Genomic DNA, 20090 nt, shown 5'->3' on the forward strand with positions numbered 1-20090 from the left:
CCGTCCGCTCAATCTCGTCGACCGCACGAGGCCGGCCCAAGGCAGCCTCGCTCGACCTCAGCCACGTTCGCCCGCCGCGGCGGAGTTCCGAAGAACCTGTCCACCGCGGCATGGGCCGCTCTTCCCAAGCAAACTACCAACTGCTAACAGTTGCGTGTCGAACGAATTAGGACCCTTTACGCGATGGCGCGTCAAGCCTCGAGATTGCACAGCGTGCTCGAAGTTCCGTCAGTCGCCTTCTCGCCGGTCGCTGGCGAGACGCTGCCGGAGCTCGCTGCAGCGCAGATTTACCGGGCCATCATCGAAGGCCGGCAGCCGCCCGGCAGCCGGCTCTCGGAGGCTTCGATCGCCCGCGCCATGCAATTGTCGCGCGGCCCGATCCGCGAGGGTCTGCGCCTGCTGGAGCGGAAGGGCCTGTGCGAGTTCCGCGTCCGGCGCGGCTTCTTCGTCAAGATGCTGACGCCTCCCGGCATCGACGACCTCTTCGGGGTCCGGTTCGCGATGGAGCGCATGGGCATCGAGCAGGGCTTGCGGCGCGGCAGCGACGAGGCGCTGCGTTCGCTGGTCGCCTGGCGCGAGCGGCTGATGCGGGCTGACAAGCTCGGCCCGCCGCAGAGCCCTGCGACGCTGGTCGAGGAGGATCTCGCGCTTCACGGGCTGATCGTCGCGCTTTCCGGCAATTCGTCGCTCGTCGCCGCCTTCGAGGTCGTGCTGGCCGAGACGCGCCTCGCTCTCTCGCTCGTCAACCTGAAGCTCGGCCGCCTGGCACGCGTCGTTTCACACCATGGCGACCTGATCGATGCCCTGCTGGCGCGTGACGAAGCCCGGGCGCTGGCCGAGCTCGAAGGCCATCTCAATCGCAGCCGCGACCGCATCCTCAGCAAGATCGACGCGATAGATCCTGCCGAGGCGTCGTGATCGCCTCCCCTTTCCGCCAAGACCGCTGCCCGGAGCAACCGCATGACCGCCGACCCGTTCGCCAGCTCGGGCCAGATCTGGAACTTCAAATTTCTCTCGCACAATCAGCTCAATGGCTTCGGCGGCATGGGCGAAGGCATGTCGATCCAGATCGCCAAGGACGGGCGGCGGATCATGTGGCTCGCGCATGAGAGCGCGCCGAAGAATTTCACCGGCGTCGACGTCACCGATCCGCGCAATCCGAAGATTGTTGCACAGACCGATCTGCCGCACGGGCAGATGCGCTCCAACTCGCTGGAGGTCGTCGGCGACATCATGGCCGTCGCCTACCAGACGCTGAAGCCCGGCATGCAGCCGGCAGGCTTCGAGCTGTTCGACATCTCCGTACCCGAGAGCCCGCGCTCGATCAGCTTCTTCGATGCGTCGGGTCCGCGCTCGCGCGGCGTCCACCAGCTCTGGTTCGTCGATGGCCGCTACATCCACATGGCGGCCGGCGCGGCCGATTTCCTGCCGCGCAACCAGAAGGACGACCAGTGCTACCGCATCATCGACATCGGCAACCTCACGGCGCCGCGCGAGGTCGGCCGCTGGTGGATTCCCGGCATCGCCGAGGGTGACGCCGAGCCGCCGATTCCGCGGCACATTCCGCCGGCGGCGGAGGATGTCGGATTTCGCGCCCACAATACCAACGTCTATCCGCAGCGGCCGGACCGGGCCTATCTCGGCTATATCGACGGCGGCATGATCATCCTCGACATCGCCGACATGTCGCGGCCCAAGATGGTCTCGCGCTGGGACAACTCTCCCCCTTTCAAGGGCTTCACCCATACGGTGCTGCCGCTGTTCGACCGGGACCTCTTCATCGTCACCGACGAGGCCGTGCGCGAGGACGGCTCGGACCTGCCGAAGCTGACATGGATCGTAGACGGTCGCGACGAGACCAACCCCGTCCCGATCTCCACCCTCCCCGCCCCCGCGGCCGATCTCTTCGGCCGCTCCGACCGGCGCATCGGCGTGCACAACCTGCATGAGAACGTGCCGCTGCCGACCTCGTGGCAGTCGGACCAGGTAGTGATCGGCACCTTCTTCGGCGCCGGCCTGCGCGCCTTCGACATCGCCAATCCCTACCAGCCGCGCGAGATCGCGAGCTTCGTGCCGCCGGCGCCAGCGCTCTCGGACAAGGATTCGATCTCGCTCAACGACGTTTTCGTCGACGAGCGCGGCATCGTCTACACGGTCGATCGCTTCAGCGGCGGCCTCTATACGCTCGAAATGGAGTTCTGAGGCGCGATGCCGGCCGGCTCGGCCCAAGCGCCTTTCGGGCGGCCGGCGCGGGACGAGGGTGCGGGGCGCGTCCCCGTCTTCGTCGTCACGGGCTTTCTCGGTGCCGGCAAAACGACGCTGATCCGCTCCCTCCTCGACACGGCGGACGGCGAGGGCACGGCCGTCGTCGTAAACGAGTTCGGTGAGATCGGCATCGACCAGGACCTGCTGCGCAGCAGCACCGAGGCGACGGTCCTGCTCGGTAATGGCTGTGTCTGCTGCAGCATGCGCAGCGACCTTCAGGAGACACTCCGGCAGCTCTGGATCGAGCGCTCGCGCGGCGCGATCCCGGCCTTTCGCCGGGTCGTGGTCGAGACGACCGGCCTCGCCGACCCCGGGCCGATCCTGCAGACCTTCCTGACCGACCGGGCGCTCGGCGCGGAATTCTACCTGCGCAAGCTGATCTGCGTTGCGGCGCTGCCCGCGCTCGAAGAGACGCTTGCGGGCATGCCCGAGGCTGGGCGGCAACTCGCCTTGGCCGACTGCGTCGTCACCACCAAGGCCGACCTCGCCGCCCCTGACGAGGCCGAGAGCGCGATCGAGGCCACCCGCTCGGTCAATCCGCATGCACAGCTGCTGTCCGCGGCGCATGGCGAGCTCGCGCCGGAACTCTTTCTCGCATCGGCCTTGCCCGCCCGCCGCAGCGGGTTCCGAGCGGAGAGTACGGACGGTCACCTAGGCCAGATCACGAGCTTCGCCATAACGCTCAAGGAGCCGATGGAGTGGCAGGCCTTCGCGGCGGCGCTCGATCTGATCAGGAAGCTGCGCGGAGCCGACCTGCTGCGTCTGAAGGGGCTTGTCGACGTGCAGGGCAGGCCGGGGCCCGTCGTGATCCAGATCGTCGGGCACTTCGCGCACCCGCCGGTCGAACTCACCGCATGGCCGGAGGGCGAGCGTTCCTCGCGGCTCGTGGCCATCACGCGCGGCATCGCACAAAGCGATCTGCTCTCGCTGCTCGATGCTGTACATCGCCTGGGGGTTCGCTAGGCGCTGGAAGTCTTTTTCCTCACCTCGGTTCATACGCTTCGACGAGATCTGCTGACGAGCGTCTGCATACTGAGCCAAGATTAAGGCAGGTCGGCAGCTCGCTCCAGGCATTCCTGGAAATCCCGCCGCAAACGTTGTCAATTCCGAACGCATCTCAAAATGGCGGGCACCGGACATCAAAGCCTGGCAGCTATTTGGGCGGGGTCCTGTGCTGCATGGCCAGAAGCGTGCTCAACTGCGCGATCACCATCTCCATCCTCGAAAAATTCGAGTTGAGCTTCAGCTTGTCGACCATGGCCGGATTGTCGAGGATCATTCCAGCAGGATAAATTTGGAAGTTGTTCCAGATAGCCCGAAGCCCATGCCGGTCAGACAGGGCTCTCTCGACGAAATTCTTCCATGCATCTTTCGGGTCGCCCGGAGCGGCGCGATTTGTCCCGCGATTCACGTTGGCACCGCTCCAGTTCCAGTTCGTCAGAAAATGCGCGCGCGTAGGCGTCGTCGGGATGCCGCTCCATTGAAATTCAAGCGTCCCCTCGCCAAACGGAATCCGTGGCGTGACCGGAAGTCGGAAGCTCTTGAACAGTTCCTGCGCCTCCAGATCAGTATCCCCCTGATAGGCGGCTGGATCGAATACGCCGGCTCCATACACTGACTTCCCCTCGAAGATCAGCTTTCCGCCGAAGCGCCTGATTCCTTCGCGAATGATCTTGGACATTTCCTTTGTCGCAGAATGTCCGTACGCGGCATCGGTGTCGGGGTGCTTTTCATGGCCAAGTTTAATATGCGGGTATGCTTCCCAGAAGGCTTGCCTGCCGGATTTATCGGGATCAAATTTTGGTTTCTTGCCTTTCTTGTCGAATTCCATGGCGAGATGAATAAATTCCGCAATATTGAGCTTCCTATTCCGGAACAGGTCGTTATCCATGCCATAATACATGTCCATCATCTGATACCCTCCCTGGATCAGTGATGCCGTGCGCGGGCCGGGATCGTAGAACTTGAATGAGCGTCCCGCTATCCGCGAATAATGCCTGGCATGCAGCTGAGTCTGGTGCGTCCAATGCGCAGCCGCACGCGCGACGGGATTGCCCCGCCCGCCGTAATGCATCGCCTCCGGGCCAACCGTGCCGTAAATGAAGACGCTTTCGCGAAATTGCGATCTGACCGCTGCCTTTGCATAGACCTTGCTGTCTCCATGCGGCGAGTATTTCACATTGTTGAGAGCGTAGGCGAAGCGTTCCTCAAAGTTGGCCATATTCCATCTCCACGCTCTCTATACATTCGATTATCCACGGACTCCGTAGCGATATCGTCATCTGAATAGATGTCAGCGCTGCGAAACGCCACGAGAACGGCGGCCAGATCGTTCGTCTCGGCAGTGCAATCTTAAGATCTGGCCTCCACGATCAATCGCCTTTTCCGAACATCTGCGAAATCGCCAGCAGCAACGATGTCATCACGATCATGATGGTCGAGATCGCGGCGATGGTCGGGTCGATCTGGTCGCGAAGCGCCAGGAACATCATGCGCGTCAGCGTCGCGTTGTCGCCGCCGGAGACGAAGAGCGCCACCACCACCTCGTCGAAGGAGGTCAGGAAGGAGAGCACGGCGGAGGTGACGATGGCGAAGCCGATCTGCGGCGCCGTCACCATGAGGAAGGCCTGCGTCCGCGTCGCGCCGAGGCTGCGCGCGACCCGCTCCTGATCCATGTCGAAGCTCTTCAGCGCCGAGCCGACGATCATCATCACGATCGGGACGGCCAAGGTCGCATGTGCCAGCACGATGCCGAGGAAGGAATTGACCATCCTGAGCTGCACATAGGCATAGAACAGCGCGACGCCGACGAGGATGACCGGGACGATGGTGGGGGTCAGCAGAACCAGGATCGCGAGCCCGGCGAAGCGCAGCCGCGAGGCATGTAGGCCATAGGCCGCCAGCGTTCCCAGCGGGGTGGCGAGCAGCGCCGTGCAGAAGCCGGCCTTGAAGGAGGTGGCGGTCGCCGCCATCCAGGTCGATGACGAGAAATAGGCCTCGTACCAGCGCAACGACCATTCCCGCGGCGGAAACTCCAGATATTGCGACTGGGAGAACGACATCGGGATCACGATCAGCGTGGGCACGGCAAGAAAGGCGAGAATCAGCGCGCCGAGCCCATAGAGCCACAGCCGGGAGCGGTGGCTGATCTGCGTGTCGCTGGCGGGGCGGTCGAGCCAGCCCATCTCAGTGCCCGGCCCCGAACAGCCCGGTGCCGCGCGACAGCCGCGCGGCGAGAACGAGCACGACGAGCGTGATCGCCAGCAGCACGACGCCGAGCGCGCTGGCAGCACCCCAGTTGAAGAAGAGTTCGATGTCGTTGGCGATCCGGTTCGAGACCATCGTCACCTTGCCGCCGCCCAGCATGGCCGGCGTCACGTAGAAGCCGAGGCAGAGCACGAAGACGAGCGCGGAGCCCGCCGCCAGCCCCGGCAGGGAGAGCGGGAAGAACACGGTCCAGAAGCCATGAACCGGCGTCGAGCCGAGGCTCGCCGCCGCGCGCAGGAGATTGCCGTCGATCCCGCGCATCGTGCCGTAGAGCGGCAGCACCATGAAAGGCAGCATGATGTGGACCATGCCGATCAGCGTGCCGCCCACATTGTGCACGAGCTGCAGCGGCTCGCTCCACAGGCCGAGCTTGATGCCCCAGCTGTTGATCAGCCCGCTGCGCTGGAGCAGCACGAGCCAAGCGTAGGTCCGCACGAGCAGCGACGTCCAGAACGGCAGGAGCACCGCGATCATGCAAAGATTGGCGGCCCGCCGCGGCAGCTGCGAGAGGAAATAGGCCAGCGGATAACCCAGCAGGATGCAGATGAGCGTGGTGACGAAGCTGATCTCGAAGGTTGTCCGGAAGGTCCGGCCATAGGACGGTTCGGCCAGCATGCGCCTGTAATGTTCCAGGCTGGGGGCGCCGGCGTCGTCCAGGAAGGACAGGCCGAAGAGCCAGCCGACCGGGACGATCATCGTCACAGCGACCAGCAGCAGCGCCGGCGCCGCGAGGCCGGCAAGGCCAGCGCGCTCCAGCCATTGGTCGCGCCGCAACGCGGCTGCATGAAGGTCGTCGGCGAGGTCGGCGGCTGCCGTCATGGCGCGCCCTCCGCATCGCCAGCGAGCAGGACCGTGTCCGCGATCGCGATTCCGATCCGCACAGGCGCGCCGATGGCGGGCATCGCGACCTCGCCGCTGCGCGTCGTCTGCCGCAGCGTGATGGGGCTGCCGTCGCCCAGTACCGCCTGCAGCAGCAGCGTGTCGCCCTGATAGATCGCGCCGGTGACGCGAGCCTCGAAGACGTTCATCTCCTCGCCCTCGCCCGGCCCCAGCAGCCGCAGCCGCTCGGGTCGCAACGCCAGCGTGCAGGGCCCTGCGCTGGCCGGCATATGGCGCGCCCGGACGATGGAGCCCGCGGCCCGGCACTCCCCGTCCAGAATCTCGGCATCGAGGAAGGAGGATTCGCCGATGAACTCGGCGACGAACCGGCTGCCGGGCTCGTCATAGATTGCGCGGGGCGTGTCGATGCGCGCGATCCGGCCCTTGTCCAGGATGGCGATGCGATCCGACATCGTCAGAGCCTCGCGCTGGTCGTGCGTAACGTAGACGGTCGTGGTGCCGAGGCGCTCGTGGAGCTGACGCAGCTCGATCTGCATGCGCTCCCGCAACTGCTTGTCGAGCGCCGAGAGCGGCTCGTCCATCAGGATGATCCGGGGCTCGAAGACGATGGCACGCGCCAGCGCGACGCGCTGGCGCTGGCCGCCGGACAGCTGGTCGATCCCGCGTCCACCGAAGCCGCCGAGCTGGAACATCTCCAGCGCAGCCTCGACGCGGCGGGCGATCTCGTTGGCCGGAACGCGCCGCAACCGCAGCGGGAAGCCGACATTGCGAGCCACATCCATATGCGGGAACAGCGCATAGTTCTGGAAGACCATGCCGATCTCGCGCCTGTGTGGCGCGAGCCGGACGACCTCCCGCTCGCCGAAGCGGATGCTGCCGCTGTCCGGCCGCAGGAAGCCGGCGATCGCCATCAGCAGCGTCGTCTTGCCCGAGCCGGACGGGCCGAGCAGGGTCAGGAATTCGCCGGGTCTGACGTCGAGATCGATCTCGTTCAGCACCGGAACGGCGCCGTAGGCCTTGCTCAGCCGCCTGATCGTGATCGGCAGCGCCGTCTCTGACGCCGCTGCCGCGACGGCCGCATCCCGCGGCCGTGACTGGTCGTCGGCTCCCCTCATTCAGTGAGCATGTTCTGGTAGGCGGCCGACGCCGGCGCTTCGAACTTGATGTACCAGTCCAGATCGATCGGAAGCTGCTTGCTCGCATTGTCGGGATGGGACGGAAGCGTCTTGGCGTAGGCCGCATCGATCGCGCCGCCGTCATAGGCCTTCTTGTTGGTCGGGCCGTAGGTGATGTATTTCGTGAATTCGGCCTGATATTGCGGCTTGCTGATCTCTGCGATGAACTTCATCGCCAGATCCTTGTTGGGCGCGCCCTTGGCCACGGCGAAGCAATCGTAGTCGAGCAGCCCCTGATTGAAAGTGTAGGCGACCTTGGCGCCGTCCTTGGCCGCGACGTCGAAGCGGCCGTTCCAGCCGGTGACCATGTCGACCTCGCCGTCCTTCATCAGCTGGGCATGCTGCGCTCCGGAGCTCCACCAGACGGCGATATGCGGCTTCAGCTCGCGGATCTTCTTGATCGCGCGGTCGATCCCGCCGGGCTGCGACAGCACCTCGTAGACCTTTTCGGGCGGCACGCCGTCGGCCATCAGCGCCGGCTCCAGCGCGCCGGCCACGCCCTTGCGATAGGAGCGCTTGCCCGGGAACTTCTTCACGTCCCAGAAATCGGCCCAGCTCTGCGGCCCGTTCTGGCCATAGGTCTTGGTGTTCCAGGCCATGACTGTCGAGAAGACGTCGCCGCCGACGCAGTAATCCTGCGCCGTTCCGGGCAGGAAGCTCGACGTGTCGATGACCTTGTAGTCGAGCTTCTCGAGGATGCCTTCCGCACCGGCGCGCGCCGCGCTGCCGGAGCCGCTGGCGACCACGTCCCAGGTCACGGCGCCGGCCTTCACCTTGAGGCGCAGATCCGCGATGCTGCTGTAGGTCTCCTCCTTGATCTTGATGCCCAGCGCCTTGGCGGCGGGCTGGAAGAGCGCCTTGCTCTGCCCGTCCTGATAGGAGCCGCCGAAGGAGACGACAGTCAGCTCCTGCGCAAGGGCGGGGGCTGCACTCGACAGGCCCATGACCAGGGCAAGCGTAATTGATGGCAAGGTTGGCTGGCGCGGCATGTCAGTTCTCCCGATGCGGACGGTGCGTTCCCCTGGCGATATCAGTGCGCGACCTTGAGACCGGTCCGCGCGCTCCTCGCCTCATGCAGAGTTTGATGGAATTGGTCTGGCCATAAGGTCCACTCTGAGATTTCCGGGCGACCAATCCGGCGGAACCGGATCATCGGCCTTGTCCGAAAACCGCGCTCCACTTTTCGGGCCGATGATCTAGCGCGCCAGTCGGTCGCGCCAGCGGTAGTAGAAGATCGAGGGCGCGAGGAACCATGGATTGCCATTGTAGAGCGGGCGCGTCTGGAACGGCACGCTGTCGAAGGCGGTCTTCCCCTCGGCGAGGCCCAGCGCCTGCTGGCCGAGGCGCATGCCCAGATAGCTCGCCATGCCGACGCCGGAGCCGCAATAGCCCATGGCGTAATGCATGCCGTCATGGCTTCCGATATGCGCGAGCTCGTCGAAGGTGTAGGCGACGAGGCCGCACCAGGAATGGCTGATTCTGGCTTTCGCCAGCTCGGGGAAGATGCCGCTCATGGCGGCGTGGAGCAGCGGTCCGCTGCGGCGGGGATCGGTTTCGCTCAGGGAAACCCGGCCGCCGAACAGGATGCGCCGGCGATCCGGCGAGGCGCGGTAATAATAGACCACCTTGCGCGTGTCGCTGACGATGCGGTTGCGCGGAATCAGCCGGTCGACCAGCGCCGGTTCGAGTTCCTCCGTCGCGATGACATAGCTGCCGATCGGGATGACGCGGCGGCGCAGCCAACTGGTCGCCGGGCCGGTATAGCCATTGGTGGCGATGACGACATCCCGCGCACGAATCGTTCCGCGCGGTGTCTCGACCAGGAATTCTCCGCCAGTGCGGGTGATCTGCTGCGCCGGGCAGAACGGAACGATCTCGGCGCCGGCGGCCACCGCGCGCGCCATCAGGCCCTGATGGTAACGTGCCGGATCGACCGAGGCATGGCTCTCATAGACCACCCCGCCATGATAGAGATCGGAGCCGATCTCCGCGCGCTGCTCGCTGCGCGGCACGACATGGCAGGCGACTTCGAGCCCCTTCGGTTGATCGGCGACGCTGCGGGCGAGTTCCTCGTATCTGCCGGGCGAATGCGCGGCGTGGAAGCGGCCGACGACGGCGAAATCGCAGTCGATACCTTCATCGCGCACGAAATCGCCGAAGAAGCGCAGCGAATTCCGCCCCTCCTGCAGGATCGCGAAGGCTCGCTCTCGGCCGTGGCGGCGCGCGAGATCCGCGAAGCCGGGCTTCACGCTGGTCGATATCTGGCCGCCATTGCGGGTGCTGCAGCCGAAGCCAGCTGCCTCGGCATCGAGGATGACGGTATGGCGGCCGGCGCGCGCCGTCTGGAGCGCAGCATGCAAGCCGGTATAGCCGGAGCCGACCACCACGACGTCAGCCTGCTTCGGCGGCTCGGACAGCGGCAAGTTGGGCCGGGGCACCGCGTCCCACCAATAGGGAGCGGCCTTGAAGTCATTGGCGAACAGCTCGCTCGGCATATCTGGCGTCATCCCCCCGGATCAGATCCTGGCTACCACACTTTTGAGCTTGCTGTAGCTGCGCAAGCCCGCCATGCCCTTGGCGCGGCCGAAGCCGGATTTTCGGTTGCCGCCGAAGGGCATCGCGACGCCGCCGGCGAAGAACTCGTTGATGTAGACTTGGCCGGCATCGACCGCGCGTGCGAAGCGCCAGGCCCGGGCGTGGTCGCGCGTATAGATGCCAGCCACGAGCGCATAGGAGGTGGCGTTTGCCGCCGTGACCGCGGCCTCGAAATCGGGAACGACCTGGACCGTCAGCACCGGGCCGAAGATCTCCTCCTGCACCAGCGGATCATCCGCACCGCGCGCGAGCGCGATGGTCGGCCGGTAGAACCAGCCGCCGCCGCACGCCTCCGGCGGCACGATGCCGCCCCCGGTCAGGATGCGGTTGCCGGCGGCGCGCGCCCGCTCGACATGGTCTGCCACCCGCGCCAGTTGGGCCGGTGAGTTGATGGGGCCGATGCCCGCGTCGCTCAGGCCATGGCCCGGCCGCAGGGCCTCAGCGCCCGCGACGAGGCGGTCGAGCAGGGGCTGCGCAATCGCCTCCTCGACGATCAGCCGCGAGCCGGCCGAGCAGATCTGGCCGGCATTCTCGAAGATCGCTTCCATCACGCCCGCGAAGGCGGCGTCGAGATCGCAATCGGCCATCACCACCACCGGGGACTTGCCGCCGAGCTCGAGCGCGAGCCTCGTGACATGCTCAGCCGCCGCCCGCATCACCCTCTGCCCCGTGGCGACCGACCCGGTGAAGGTGATGTGGTCGATGCCGGGATGGGCGACCAGCGCGGCGCCCGCCTCGGCGCCCGTGCCAGCAACGACGTTGAGGACGCCTTCGGGCAGGCCGGCCTCGTGCAGCAGCTCCGCCAGCATCAGCGTGGTGAAGGGCGTCTGCTCGGCCGGCTTGACCACGAGCGTGCAGCCCACCGCGAGCGCAGGCGCGATGCCGCGCGCCGCCGTCGAGAGCGGATAGTTCCAGGGCACGATCTGGGCGGCGACGCCGACCGGCTCCTCGATCGTCAGGCCGACATGGTCGGGGCCGAGCGGCATGCTGTCGCCATGCAGCTTGTCGGCGGCCCCGGCATAATAGGCGAAGGCCCGCACGACGCCGGAGACATCGCCCTCGGCCTCGGCAAGCCGTTTGCCCGAATCCAGAGTTTCGACCACGGCGAAACGGGCGGCGCGTTCGGCGATCAGCTGGCTCGCCCGCATCAGGATCTCGCCGCGGGCTGCCGGGCTCAGGCCAGCCCACGGACCTGACAGGGCGGCACGAGCGGCCTCCACAGCGCGGTCGACATCCTCGGCATCGCCGGCCGCCACGCTGGCGAAGGCGACGCCCCGGCCCGGATCGAAGCTCTCCATCCGCCGTCCGGAGGCCGAAGCGACGAAGCGTCCGGCGATGAAATGCCCGTCCGGCAGGCCGGAAAGCGTGCCCGTCCTCAGCGCTTCCTCGACGAGCCGCGCGCGCTCGGCGCTCACGCGCTCACCTCGGTGACGTGGTATTCTGCCCGCTCAAGCCAGGAGGGCTCGATCTCCACGCCCCAGCCCGGTCCGTCGGGAATGGCGACCATGCCGTCGCGCGCTTGCGGCGGGTTGCGCAGCAATCCCTGCTCCCAGGGATAGTAGTCCGGCCCCTCGATCGAGAATTCGACATAGGGGCCGGCATTGGCGAGCGCACCCATGACATGCAGGGTGAACACCGTCACGAGAGACTGGTTGGCCGAATGCGGCGTCACCGGCAGGCCGGCTTCGGCCGCCCAGCGCGCCACCGTCAGCATGCGCCCGACGCCGCCGATATAGCAGATGTCGGGCTGCACGACGTCCACCACGCGCCCGTCGATCATGGCGCGCCAGACCGCGAGGTCGCAGTCCTGCTCGCCGCCGGTCACGTCGAGAGCCAGCGCCTCGCGCACCTCGCGCGTCCAGGCATGCTCCCAATACGGACAGGGCTCCTCGAAATGGACGATCCCGTGGTCCTGCAGCTGTTGTCCGACGGCAATGGCCTTGGCCGGCGAGTAGCAGCTATTGGCATCGACCAGCAGGGTCGCCTCGTCCCCGAGCGCGGCCCTGATCCCGGGCACGATCGCCTCGGTGCGTCCGGGCCATTCGTCCTGGTCCCGCCCGCATTCGCGCCCGACACGGAACTTGAAGGCGCGATAGCCATGGGCGTCGCGCAGGCGCAGGAAGCGCTCGGCCTCGGCCTCAGGCGTGATCTCGCCACGCTTCATGCTGGAGGCATAGACCGGGAAGGGGCGCGGCACGCCGCCCAGCATCTCGCAGACGCTCTTGCGCTCGATCCGCCCGCGCAGGTCCCACAGCGCGGTATCGAGCCCCGTCACGGCGCGGCAGAGATAGGAGCCGGGGAATTTGTGCTCACGCTCGCAGATCGTAGCCACGAGCTCGTCGATGGCGAAGGCATCGGCGCCGACCGCCCAACGCGCGACCTGCCGATGGAAGACGGTCGCCGTGATGTCCGCATTATAGGGCGAGAACTGCCCCCAACCCTGGCTCCCATCCTCACATGTCGCCCGAACGAACCCGACATCCTGGGTCGAGAAACTTTCGAGCCGGGTGATCTTCATCGCTGTCGCCGCCAAATCCGTGATCGCCGCCGGCCGGGAACGCCCTTGGCTCAGGCTCGAAACAGGGACTTGAATTGGTCTGACCCCAAGGTCCATTCTGGCCAAAGCGGCAGTCCAATCCCAAAGCGAGCTGAACAGGCCCCATGGTCAAACGCGAAGAGGGAGCGCTGCTCCAGTCGATCGTCCTCGACCGCGAGGGAGCGCATGGGCTCAGCGTGCAGATCTGCGCCGGGCTGAGGGAGCTTATTCTCGGCGGGGCGCTCAAGGTGGGCGAGCGGCTGCCGGCCACACGCACGCTGGCCCAGGAGTTCGGCGTCGCCCGCACGACCATCGTCGAGAGCTTCGAGCGGCTGGCGGCCGAGGGACTGATCGAGACCCGCGTGGGGTCGGGCACCTATGTCAGCGCCGCGCTTGCGAACGAGCGCCCGGCTCCGGCCGCCGCTGCCATCGCCGTGCCCACCGCGCGCGTCAAGCTGGCGCAGGCGATGGACGCTGCCGCGAAGCTGTTCGGCACGCGGCTGCCGCATCAGCCGCGTGTCTTCACCACGGCGATGCCCGCCTTCGATGCCTTTCCGATGGCGCAGTGGGCCCGGCTTTCCGGCAAGCACTGGCGCAAGGCGCGCCATCAGGTGCTCGGCTATCCCGATCCGCATGGCGAGCCGGTGCTGCGCCAGGCCATCGCCTCCCATCTGCGGCTCAACCGCGGCATCGCCTGCGAATGGCAGCAGGTCTTCGTCGTGGCGGGGGCTCAGCAGGCTTTCCAGCTCATCGCCGCGACGCTCCTCGATCCGGGCGACAAGGTCTGGTTCGAGGATCCCGGTGCGATCGGCGCGCGCAACAGTCTGATCCAGTCCGGGGCCGAGTTGGTGCCGGTCCCGGTCGACGAAGCCGGCCTCGTAGTCGAGGAAGGGCTGCGCCGCGCGCCCGAATTCAGGCTCGCCTTCGTGACGCCCGCACATCAGCAGCCGCTCGGCGCCAAGATGAGCCTGGAGCGCCGGCTGGCATTGCTGGAAGCGGCCGAGACCAGCGGAGCCTGGATCATCGAGGACGACTGGGACGGCGAATTCTCTTTCCAGGGCGCGCCCATGGCCACCTTGACGAGCATCGATCGCGGTGGCCGCGTCATCTATGTCGGGACCTTCTCGAAGACCCTTTTCCCTTCGCTGCGCCTCGGCTTCCTCGTTGCTCCACCGCATCTCGCGGAGCAGATCAGCATCTGCCTCGACGCGTTTTCGCCCGGCGTGCCGACGGCGCTGCAGGGCATCGTCGCCGACTTCATCGTCGAAGGGCATTTCGCCACCCATGTCCGCCGCATGCGCAAGCTCTACCAGGAGCGCTATCAGGCGCTCGAGGCGGCGGCGCAGGAGCATCTCGTCCCGGATCTGCAGATCGTGCCGACGCAGACCGGCATGCACACCATCGCCTTTCCGAGGGCGGGCCTGGACGCCGTCGCCATCACGCGGGCAGCGGCCCGGCGCGGGGTGACGGTCGCGCCGATCAGCCGCTTCAGCCTCGAGCCGGTGGCGCGGGACGGGCTCGTCCTCGGCTTCAGCGGCTTCACGCCTGCGGAAATCCGCGCCGGCGTGCTCGACCTCCGCCGCAGCATCGACGACCTCGCAGAAGGCGGCGACTGGACTGGCGCTTCGGCGGGAATGGCCCTTAGCGGGCAGTCCGTTTCTTCTTAGGCGTAGGATGGCAAGCCCGCGGAGGGCTTTGCACCAGAAGCGGGCGGATGTCTTGACGGAATGGGATGTCATCATCGTCGGCGCGGGATCGGCCGGCTGCGTACTGGCCGGGCAACTCGCCGAGGCGGGAAGCGGCTCGATCCTGGTGATCGAGGCCGGGCCGCGCGATCGCAGCCCGTGGATCCATCTGCCGATCGGCTACGGAAAGACCTTCTATCATCCTCGCCTGAACTGGATGTATCGGACGACGGCTCAGAGCGAGCTCGACGGCCGGGAAATCTACCAGCCGCGCGGCAAGGTGGTCGGCGGTTCGAGCTCGATCAATGCGATGGTGTATGCGCGCGGCCAGCAGGAGGACTTCGACGAATGGGAGCGGCTCGGCAATCCGGGCTGGGGCTGGGCGGAGGTGCTCGCAGCCTACCGCCGCATGGAGGATCATGCGCTCGGAACCTCTCCCTGGCACGGCGCAGGCGGCCCGCTCCACGTCACCGACATTGAGGCCCAGGCCCATCCGCTGACGGCCCTTTTCGTGAAAGCCGCGGGAGAGGCGGGGCTCGCCTTCAACCCCGATCTGAACGGGGCGACCAGCGCCGGCGCGGGCTACTACCAGATCACCACGCGCGGCGGCCGGCGCGAATCCTCGGCACGGGCCTTCCTGCATCCGGCCCGCCGGCGCGGGCGCGTCAAGCTGGAAACCGAAGCACTCGTCACGCGTATCCTGTTCGAAGGACGCCGCGCTGTCGGCCTCGAGGTCCGGCGCGGCGGCGAAACCCTGCTTTACCGGGCACGCCGGGAGATCGTCCTGGCCGGTGGCGCCTTCAACACGCCACAGCTTCTTCAGCTCTCGGGCATCGGCCCGGCCAATTTGCTGACGCGCCATGGCATCACGCCGCTGCAAGACCTGCCGGCCGTCGGCCGCAACCTGCAGGACCATCTCTGCTATGATCATGTCTACCGCTCGAAGCTGCCGAGCCTGAACGGCGCGCTGCTCTCCTGGCCGGGCCGCATCGGGATGGCGCTGAACTACCTGCTGGGCCGGCGCGGGCCGCTGTCGCTCAGCGTCAACCAGGGCGGTGGCTTCTTCCGCACCCGGCCGGAGCTCCCACGCCCGGACATGCAGCTCTATTTCTCGCCGTTGAGCTATGAACGCGCCCTCCCGGGCGTGCGCGCGCTGATGAAGCCCGACCCCTTTGCCGGCTTCAGCCTCAGCGTCTCACCATGCCGGCCGCTGAGCCGCGGCCATGTCGCGATCCGCTCGCCCGATCCCCACGCGCCGCCGGAGATCTCGCCGAACTACCTGGCCGAGCCGGAGGATGTCCGCGTGCTCATGGCTGGCGCGCGCTTCCTGCACCGCCTGGCCGCGACACCGACATTCGCATCCCTGATCGAAGCCGAAATCCGACCCGGCCCGGACGCTGTCGACGAGGAGCGGCACCTCACCGCCATCCGCCAGAACGCCTATTCGGTCTTCCACCCTTGCGGAACCTGCCGGATGGGGCCCGATCCGCGTAGTGCGGTGGTCGACGCCCGTCTTCGCGTCCACGGTATCGAGAACCTGCGCATAGCGGACGCCTCGATCTTCCCGACGATCCCGTCGGGGAACATCAATGCTCCGGCCATGATGGTGGGGCAGCGCGCAGCCGAACTGATGCGGGACTCAACCCGGGAAGCATCCGCTTCCTGACGTCCAGTGAGGATCCGCAGCGGCGCGGCATGAGCAGCATGCCCCGAACTCACGGCCCACCGACTGGCTCTACCTCGGAATAGCCGCGAAGCCATCGCCCGCCCTCGCACCAGCGACAACCTTGCCGCCTACCCCTGCCGCAATGGCCATCGACGCATCTCAACCGAAATCGCAGGCGGCAAAGCCGGGCCGCCCAGCGCTTAAACTGGCCACTTGAACAGTAGAAGCGCCCAAGGATATGTTTCAGGCAGTTCCCTTTCCCGGCTCTGGAGAATGGTGCCGGGAATGTAACGAAGTTGGATCGTTAGCCTGATCGGAAGTGTGTGTGGTTCTGACGGCGCAGGGTGGTCGAGATGCAATATGGTCCGGCGTTTGTGTTGACGATATTGTTGGCGGCCCCGCTGGCTGCAACTCCCGCGAGCGCCAGAGAGATCGTTTCTTATACGGGCAAGGAAGAACCAGGATCGATCGTGATCCGGACGAAGGACCGGCGGCTATACTTGGTTCTGGAGGATCGGACCGCCATTCGCTATCGGGTCGCGGTCGGCCGGTCATCGAAGCAGTGGCTCGGAACCGTTCAGATCGAAGGCAAGCACGTTGAGCCGGCCTGGTCCCCGCCCGAGGAAATCAAGCTGGACAACCCGAAGCTTCCGGACGTGATACCCGGCGGCTCCCCGCGAAACCCCATGGGCGCGCGCGCGATGACGCTTTCCGGCGGCGGGCAATACGCGATCCATGGCACGAACAGACCGGAATCGATCGGAACCTTCGCGTCCTACGGCTGCTTTCGCATGCTGAACGAGGACATCATCGATCTGTTCGGGCGCGTCTCGGTCGGAACACCGGTCATCGTGCTTCGATAAGCGGTCGCGATGCGCCCTTTGAGGGCGTCGCTACGGTGCGAGCGGCTCAGTCGTCCGTATGCGACGAGAAATCCACATCATAGGCCCTGCCGGCATTGATGGCGCGAAGGCTTGATATGTAATCAGCCGGATATTGCACCGTATCGGTCGGCGCCCTCATGCCCATATATCTGGCTACTTCGCCAACCCAGCGATTGCAGTTGTTCAGAACCGCATGCCACATCGTGGGCGTGCGTTGTTTACGCTTGATGAAAGCGGAAACACGCCGGTACTGGGCCTCGTCCAGCAACACACGGAAGCGATTGGAAATATACTGGTCTTCCATGTCGCCATCGCTGGGCCCGGTCTCTGCCGGAACTGGCACGACGTGCCCGACCGACCAGAGCTGAGGCCCATCGCCGGCAGGATGCAGTCCGGCGACCTGGTCAGCCGTGACCTGCCCGACCTCGCCCCTTGCGTTGAGGCGGCCATGCACCAGGAACGTGTGACCGTAGCTCAGAGCGTAGCGCGAGCGGAACTCGACAAAATATTGCGGCCGTTCGCGGGAGTAATGAAGCGGCCTTGCTGTGGCGGACGCTCGCGTCGATGAATGGGGCTGATAACCGGTATCGGGACCGACGGGATCGCGCGCGAGGACCGAACTATGCCCGAATGTCAGGAGCATGCCGGTCAGGCCGAAACCCAGGATCCAAGAGCGCATCGGAGGGTTTATCACAAACCGCATCTTAGGCCTCCCGATCAAACCTCGACGGTCAGATTGCAGAGGTCCACAATCCGAGCGTCGTATCTGCAAGTCTCGGTGAGAAAGCGGTCGAGTAATCGACCGCTTTCTTTATTGGCGATACTAACCCTTGGTTACGATGGGCGCAGCAACGGGAGGCGGAGCTTTGCCCTTCCCCTTGCCGATGGACGCGCACCCGCCGACGCCAATGAGTGCAACAGATACGGCCAACACTACGATCTTTTTCATCGGTTCGCCCTCGGTTGAACAAGCCCATTTTAAGGTCAGCGCAATCTTGATCCTAGTGCAATTGCGCCACACCGTGCCGATCAATTTTCTATGAAGACCGTCGACTGGCACAATGTCGATCATCTCAGATGCGATGTGTCATTTCAATCGACAAAAGGCCCTTTGGTTCCATCCTTGCGAGTTATGGTTGCCGAACAAAATGAACACGACCTGGGCAGCGAGCCCGGCGGCTTTTACCTTTCTGCTTCGTCAGCGCGGGGAAAGAACTTTACCCACGCGCGGGATAACGCGGCCAGTTCGGTCGATGTAGTCTCGGTATTGGTCTCCGAACGCCTCGCTCATAAGCTTTTCTTCTTCCCCGACACGAAAGAAATAAAGCGTCCCGAATCCGATGAGACCTGCAGGCCCCGCAATCCAGTTTGGAAGAAGCAGGGCTTGCGCTATGGCCCAAAGCCAGAAGGCCGAATACATCGGATGGCGCACATAGGTGTATATACCGCTCGTCACCAGCTTGTGGCTCTCGCGCAGATCCAATGAAACAGACCAATTCCGACCCAGAGCCCGATGGGTCAGGTAAAACAGGAGCAATGCCGCTGCTGCGACGACGGCCCCGGCCCAGGCCAGCGACGGCTGAAACGTGTACTTTGCGAATCGCGGAAAGCCGAATGCCACATAGGCGAACGGCAGTATTCCCAGGCCCGTCAGGGAAATACTCAGCAGGACACGTTCCCTGATACCGCGCGCCGACCGGGAAACAGGCGTTCGACGCGCTCTCCGCTCATGCGGAATGCGGATCACGTACCAGCCGATCGCTAGAATCACATAGATCGCCTTCGCGATAGCAGGAGTCATGGCTTCGCCGCTCCGACGGCCCTGTAGCCTTCCGGGGTACCCGCCTGATCGAGCAACTGCCCCTCTGCTCCGAACAAATCCATAGCCCCTCTCTCGGACCGCGCGCTGTGTTCCGCGGAAATCGGCCCGCAGGTCGCCATGAAGTAGTCATACGGAGCGCGGCGATCGTTCCCCCGTACGAACTGACAGTGCATCTTGTACCAGTTCCTGCGGATTCGCGGATAGCGCTCCGGGGCGATCATCCGCCGAATGCTGACATTGCGAACGAGCGGTGATTCGGCAGGTGGCAGGCCCAGATGCGGCAACAGCTCGGCACCGTAGAAATTCATCACGTCGGAACGGGCCCTGTAGTCCACCCAGAGCACCTTTGGATTCGCGCTGACACGCTCGATTGCGGCACGAAACCCGCGAGCGGCGCGATGCAGACCGATCTTGAGAATGGAAGAGCCCACCGAAAGGAATACGAGCTTGCGCCCTGCCCCGCGTGGCTGCGCAGCGAGCTCCATGGCGCGATCGATCAGGTCGATGGCAAGCACCGCCCCCAGACTGTGGCCGACGACCAGGATCTCGTCCGCGCTTCCCATCCGGCCATCGTCTGCGACAGCGGCGGCAACACGCTGCAGGCGATCGCTCAAGGCATCATTGCCGCGCCGGATATATTCGCGCGCGAAAATCCAGTCCTCCAGCAAGAAGCCGAGATACACCCAGCGATCAGCGGCATACAACAACGGCAACGCCGTGATGAAGAATGCCACGACGGCCGCAATGGCGCTTCCAGCCAATTTCAGAATCAAAATGGCGGATCCGACCGATACGGCAACGATCGAGAACAGCATCAGGAAGGGGTAGATAAAGAACATGGCATAGCGCCAGCTGGTGCGCAGATAAGCCGCGAAAGCTCCTGAAATCAGAAAATCGAAAAATGCGACCAGGCCAAGTCCCAGGCGGCTCCATGCGGAGCGCACGCCCGAGTCGAGGATCACGTCGTCCCACCGAACGAGATGCATCTCGGTTTCGGTCCGCCAATTGGGGCCCGAGGCCGACACATGCCATGTCGCGAGATCACGATCGACGGTGAGTTCGGAAACTGACGTGCGCACACCCCAGGCGCGTTCAAAACGTCGCAACTCTCTGGCAAAACGTTCGAACACCGCCGATGGCGGCGCCGGATCGTAACCGGCGATATGAAACACGCGACGTCTGAGCACTCGAGTTTCGGTCATTCCTGTCATCTCGCCAGCCCCATGGATGTCTGGCTCAGTCCTTGTCTGAGGCGGGGATCATCCCTTGGAATGCAAAGCTATAGCTCATCGCGCAACCGATGGGCCCGAGGGCTCAGGCTCGCTCGACGAAGAAAGTCATCACATCAGATCTTT

At 65.2% G+C, this 20090-nt stretch carries 17 protein-coding genes; 6 read left to right on the forward strand and 11 right to left on the reverse strand.

Annotated elements, in window-relative coordinates; translation table 11 throughout:
* Positions 1 to 213 precede the first annotated feature (213 nt).
* Genes BoBH3_RS02180 through BoBH3_RS02190 form a run of 3 tightly spaced genes read left to right on the forward strand, consistent with a single transcriptional unit; the run spans position 214 to position 3228 of the window.
* Complete coding sequence (locus BoBH3_RS02180; RefSeq protein WP_262329114.1) at positions 214 to 918, forward strand: GntR family transcriptional regulator; 705 nt, start codon at positions 214 to 216, stop codon at positions 916 to 918.
* Between the two features lie 42 nt (positions 919 to 960).
* Positions 961 to 2202, forward strand: coding sequence for an LVIVD repeat-containing protein (locus BoBH3_RS02185; RefSeq protein WP_262329115.1), 1242 nt, complete (start codon positions 961 to 963; stop codon positions 2200 to 2202).
* A 6-nt stretch (positions 2203 to 2208) separates the two neighbouring features.
* Positions 2209 to 3228 (forward strand): CobW family GTP-binding protein, encoded by a 1020-nt coding sequence (locus tag BoBH3_RS02190; protein ID WP_262329116.1) that lies wholly within the window; start codon positions 2209 to 2211, stop codon positions 3226 to 3228.
* A gap of 190 nt (positions 3229 to 3418) precedes the next feature.
* Here the strand turns inward: BoBH3_RS02190 and BoBH3_RS02195 are convergent, their stop codons facing one another.
* The 8 genes from BoBH3_RS02195 to BoBH3_RS02230 all read right to left on the reverse strand — a co-directional run bounded on the left by BoBH3_RS02195 (position 3419) and on the right by BoBH3_RS02230 (position 12660).
* Positions 3419 to 4486 (reverse strand): hypothetical protein, encoded by a 1068-nt coding sequence (locus BoBH3_RS02195; protein WP_262329117.1) that lies wholly within the window; start codon positions 4484 to 4486, stop codon positions 3419 to 3421.
* A gap of 151 nt (positions 4487 to 4637) precedes the next feature.
* Positions 4638 to 5450 carry an ABC transporter permease gene (locus tag BoBH3_RS02200; RefSeq protein ID WP_262329118.1) on the reverse strand — a complete coding sequence of 271 codons (813 nt, stop codon included), beginning with the start codon at positions 5448 to 5450 and terminating at the stop codon, positions 4638 to 4640.
* Between the two features lies 1 nt (position 5451).
* The gene (locus tag BoBH3_RS02205) at positions 5452 to 6351 is read right to left on the reverse strand and encodes an ABC transporter permease (RefSeq protein ID WP_262329119.1); all 900 of its coding nucleotides are present in this window, start codon (positions 6349 to 6351) and stop codon (positions 5452 to 5454) included.
* Positions 6348 to 7487 carry an ABC transporter ATP-binding protein gene (locus BoBH3_RS02210; protein ID WP_262329120.1) on the reverse strand — a complete coding sequence of 380 codons (1140 nt, stop codon included), beginning with the start codon at positions 7485 to 7487 and terminating at the stop codon, positions 6348 to 6350. Before BoBH3_RS02210 ends, BoBH3_RS02205 begins: the two co-directional genes overlap by 4 nt.
* Entirely contained in the window at positions 7484 to 8536 is a 1053-nt protein-coding gene (locus tag BoBH3_RS02215) for an ABC transporter substrate-binding protein (protein ID WP_262329121.1), read from the reverse strand. The genes BoBH3_RS02210 and BoBH3_RS02215 overlap by 4 nt, the downstream gene beginning before the upstream one ends.
* Positions 8537 to 8743: 207 nt before the next feature.
* Positions 8744 to 10042: an NAD(P)/FAD-dependent oxidoreductase gene (locus tag BoBH3_RS02220; RefSeq protein WP_262329122.1), complete on the reverse strand. Its 1299-nt coding sequence runs from the start codon at positions 10040 to 10042 to the stop codon at positions 8744 to 8746.
* A 21-nt stretch (positions 10043 to 10063) separates the two neighbouring features.
* Positions 10064 to 11557, reverse strand: coding sequence for an aldehyde dehydrogenase family protein (locus tag BoBH3_RS02225; RefSeq protein WP_262329123.1), 1494 nt, complete (start codon positions 11555 to 11557; stop codon positions 10064 to 10066).
* A complete protein-coding gene (locus BoBH3_RS02230; protein WP_262329124.1) occupies positions 11554 to 12660 on the reverse strand; it encodes a mandelate racemase/muconate lactonizing enzyme family protein in 1107 nt (368 codons plus the stop codon). Before BoBH3_RS02230 ends, BoBH3_RS02225 begins: the two co-directional genes overlap by 4 nt.
* A gap of 143 nt (positions 12661 to 12803) precedes the next feature.
* Here BoBH3_RS02230 and pdxR point away from each other — a divergent pair, with 143 nt between their 5' ends.
* From pdxR to BoBH3_RS02245, 3 genes are all read left to right on the forward strand, one after another.
* Positions 12804 to 14345 carry a MocR-like pyridoxine biosynthesis transcription factor PdxR gene (gene pdxR / locus BoBH3_RS02235; RefSeq protein WP_262329125.1) on the forward strand — a complete coding sequence of 514 codons (1542 nt, stop codon included), beginning with the start codon at positions 12804 to 12806 and terminating at the stop codon, positions 14343 to 14345.
* A gap of 52 nt (positions 14346 to 14397) precedes the next feature.
* Complete coding sequence (locus BoBH3_RS02240) at positions 14398 to 16029, forward strand: GMC family oxidoreductase (RefSeq protein ID WP_262329126.1); 1632 nt, start codon at positions 14398 to 14400, stop codon at positions 16027 to 16029.
* A gap of 353 nt (positions 16030 to 16382) precedes the next feature.
* A complete protein-coding gene (locus tag BoBH3_RS02245) occupies positions 16383 to 16892 on the forward strand; it encodes a L,D-transpeptidase (RefSeq protein ID WP_262329653.1) in 510 nt (169 codons plus the stop codon).
* A 46-nt stretch (positions 16893 to 16938) separates the two neighbouring features.
* Here BoBH3_RS02245 and BoBH3_RS02250 read toward each other — a convergent pair whose 3' ends face one another.
* The 3 genes from BoBH3_RS02250 to BoBH3_RS02260 form a co-directional block, all read right to left on the reverse strand.
* Positions 16939 to 17616, reverse strand: coding sequence for a DUF2459 domain-containing protein (locus BoBH3_RS02250; protein WP_262329127.1), 678 nt, complete (start codon positions 17614 to 17616; stop codon positions 16939 to 16941).
* Positions 17617 to 18111: 495 nt separating this feature from the next.
* Positions 18112 to 18714 (reverse strand): protein-S-isoprenylcysteine O-methyltransferase, encoded by a 603-nt coding sequence (locus BoBH3_RS02255; protein WP_262329128.1) that lies wholly within the window; start codon positions 18712 to 18714, stop codon positions 18112 to 18114.
* A complete protein-coding gene (locus BoBH3_RS02260) occupies positions 18711 to 19937 on the reverse strand; it encodes a hypothetical protein (RefSeq protein WP_262329129.1) in 1227 nt (408 codons plus the stop codon). The genes BoBH3_RS02255 and BoBH3_RS02260 overlap by 4 nt, the downstream gene beginning before the upstream one ends.
* Positions 19938 to 20090 lie beyond the last annotated feature (153 nt).

This window comes from Allobosea sp. BH3 (assembly GCF_025499465.1).
Lineage (GTDB): Bacteria > Pseudomonadota > Alphaproteobacteria > Rhizobiales > Beijerinckiaceae > Allobosea.